Genomic DNA, 2,539 nt, shown 5'->3' with positions numbered 1-2,539 from the left:
GATATTCCACACCGACTACCGGCGGCCACTGCGCACCTTCCGAGATGCCTTCAACGCCGTCCGCGGACTCATCTTTTTCACTCGGCAAAAAACCAATTTTGCATAAGCCTCTTTGCACCGACGGTGACCTGCTATTCCCTCCACTCGTCGTTCGCGACTGCCGCGAATTTGGGGAGACAGACCTGGTTACCAGCTGGGTGCGCTCGAACGCCGTTCATCTTTCCAGCCACGCCCCCGGTTACGACCTTGCTGGCCAGGTGATGTGCGAATGTCCCGCTCTCTTTGATGTAGACGACGAACGCGAGAGCGCAGAAATTGAAGTCTTAGCCCTAGCACTCAGCCGTCGCAATGATCGCGTTTCCGTCGCCGTCGTGACCGGACAGTGGATTGATTCACCCATAAGGCAGTCGCTCGGAAGTGCCGCCATCGCCATGAACTTCGATACGATGAGCACACGGGAATTTGTGGATAGCGTCATGGCGTAGAGGGAGGGACCACCGTTTCGCGCGCAACATCGGTCACGTACGACGAAAGCCAGTGGACATTCCAATCGGTTCGCCCAGCGAGCGCGGTTAGTAATCCTTCTGCAAAAAGTAGCAAAGCGCGACCGGGCTCGAAGACAACCCAATCTCTATATAGTCTCAAGCCAGCCACTGGGTAGCTCGTATTGTCACGAACGACGCGGCCCGCTCCAGCTTGCTCAATCCATTCCATACTCTGACGTGCACCATTTTCGTCCAACTTATGCAATGGGACCAGCCCCATATTTAGATCTTCCTGAGACCGGGCACTGACGATTCCAGGATCAAGAATGCAAGCAACGTCTGGACGCTCGTTCACGCCTAGCTGGTTTAGCTCCCGCGCTCGCGCGGAGGGCGCATTTGCCGCGCTATAACCAAAGAAAGCCGTGAGAGGTATGGAGCGGCCCACTGTCGGCCGTAGCGATCTTATGCTTGCAAACTTCCGCCCGGCGTCGGTTATCTCGCCGGTCGAGACGGAGGTCTTGACCTCTACTGCGGCGAGCACGGTCTCCACGGGGAATAGTAGTTGCGTCGAGTGAGCGAGGATCTGGGGCTGAGAACCTTTATCGTAAATAATTAGGTCGGTTTGAGCGGAACGGTTACCTTCCGAGTCGATAACTACGCCCGTGCCAATCCCGACATCTGCTGGAAGAAGACTTGTCACCAGTTGAGCTAGAGCCAGTTCATTAGCACGCCCAATCTCCCCATTGTGCCCTACCAGCCGACTAAAGACTCCTGCCTCGACCTGTAGCTGACTTGCAACTCCTGTCCAGTATTGTTCAACGACACTCGGGCCCGACGTGGCCGTGTTCTGCTCCGACATGCAGCTTATTCTGGGTGCTCAGGCGCTGATAAGCGCGGAAGGCAGCAAGGGCGTTTTGAGGTGACGCAGTGTGTATCGCGGGCCAGGAGGGTGCTGGCGGGGTAACACGAGCCGTGGCTATACGGATCTAGCGGCTGACGCGGCCAATCAGGGTGCGCGCTCGACAGCCAGACGCACACGGCCGCGACGTTTCGCGACAGTGTGCTGACCGATAACTGACCGTATGTCAGTTCTGGGGCTGATGCCGATTCGGGTTGCACATTGCGTGCGTAGCCGGACGCTCGGCGTCCCGCTGATCGATCCCCCACCGTACGCCCGCTGGACCGGGGGGGGATATTGCTCAGCGCGGCTCCGCGTGGAGCACAGCACGGGCTCGGTCGCTTTCGCCGTCGACGAGGATGCGGACCGGGGCGGTGCGCGCTACCGACAGTCGATGCCCGAGTGAGCCAACAGCTCGACGCCGCCAGCTGCCAACAGGTCCCATCAGATGCCCAGCATCTGCGGGAGATAGGGAATCCAGAGGAAGGAGCCAGCCGCGATGAGGCCGCCCACAGCGAACACTGCGCGCTGTGCGATCATCCAGGTTTCCGCTCGCCGGCGAACGAGGCGATCTACGTTCACCGCGAGTATCGCGAAGCCGAGGTAGAAGAGGACAGTGAAGGCCACCGAACTGATTGGATTCGTGGCGTTGATATAGGGCAGGGGCAGACTGCCGCTGCTCAGGCTGAGCGCCAGAGCGATGATGGCCGCGGGAACAAGGCCCGCGATGACCGCGATTCCTGCCCCCGATGTTGCGATGCCCGATTCTTGCTTCGTCATGATGTTGTCTTTCTGCTGTGACGGTAGACCCTGACACCCGCTGAAACGGGGGTGATAGCGCTCGGCGCGGGCTCCGCGTGGAGCATGGCACGGGCTCGGTCGAGGTAGGTGAGGCCGGCCGTGGCGAGCCGGCCCGCCGGGGGATCTCAGGAGGCGGCGGCTCGTTCGAGCTGCTGCACGCGGGAGCGGGACACCCCGAACGCGGCGGCTGCGGCGTCGAGTGAGTACCGGTCCGCGCGCGCGATCGCCACGGCGCGGCGCCGGGCGGTCGCGGAGGGTTCCTGGGCTGCGCGGGACTCCCGCTCGGCCGCCTCCGCTTCCTGCCAGAGTGCTTCGGCTTCGGGAGTGACATGCACGGTCACCGTCACGGTGACGT

4 protein-coding genes are annotated in these 2,539 nt (G+C 61.2%); 1 reads left to right on the top strand and 3 read right to left on the bottom strand.

Features of this window, described 5'->3' with window-relative positions:
* The coding region (locus C5D07_RS15255) for a hypothetical protein (RefSeq protein ID WP_211286332.1) at nucleotides 1-485 on the top strand (485 nt) is incomplete at its 5' end.
* On the opposite strand, the gene C5D07_RS16395 is transcribed toward C5D07_RS15255, so the two are convergent.
* The 3 genes from C5D07_RS16395 to C5D07_RS04580 all read right to left on the bottom strand — a co-directional run.
* Nucleotides 475-1,344 (bottom strand): DUF6602 domain-containing protein, encoded by an 870-nt coding sequence (locus C5D07_RS16395; protein WP_373408364.1) that lies wholly within the window; start codon nucleotides 1,342-1,344, stop codon nucleotides 475-477. The genes C5D07_RS15255 and C5D07_RS16395 overlap by 11 nt on opposite strands.
* 483 nt (nucleotides 1,345-1,827) lie before the next feature.
* Nucleotides 1,828-2,163 carry a hypothetical protein gene (locus C5D07_RS04585; protein WP_104258791.1) on the bottom strand — a complete coding sequence of 112 codons (336 nt, stop codon included), beginning with the start codon at nucleotides 2,161-2,163 and terminating at the stop codon, nucleotides 1,828-1,830.
* Between the two features lie 146 nt (nucleotides 2,164-2,309).
* Nucleotides 2,310-2,539: helix-turn-helix domain-containing protein (locus tag C5D07_RS04580; protein WP_211286331.1), on the bottom strand; the 230-nt coding region annotated here is incomplete at its 5' end.

The sequence above is a fragment of the Rathayibacter tritici genome (assembly GCF_002932875.1).
Classification (GTDB): Bacteria; Actinomycetota; Actinomycetes; order Actinomycetales; family Microbacteriaceae; genus Rathayibacter; species Rathayibacter tritici.
The sequence above is the reverse complement of the archived record's forward strand: the minus strand, read 5'-3'. Positions and strand labels throughout refer to the sequence as shown.

Coding starts and splice junctions, on each gene's coding strand:
- C5D07_RS16395 (WP_373408364.1), bottom strand. CDS start 1,344: ATGTCGGAGCAGAACACGGCCACGTCGGGCCCGAGTGTCGTTGAACAA.
- C5D07_RS04585 (WP_104258791.1), bottom strand. CDS start 2,163: ATGACGAAGCAAGAATCGGGCATCGCAACATCGGGGGCAGGAATCGCG.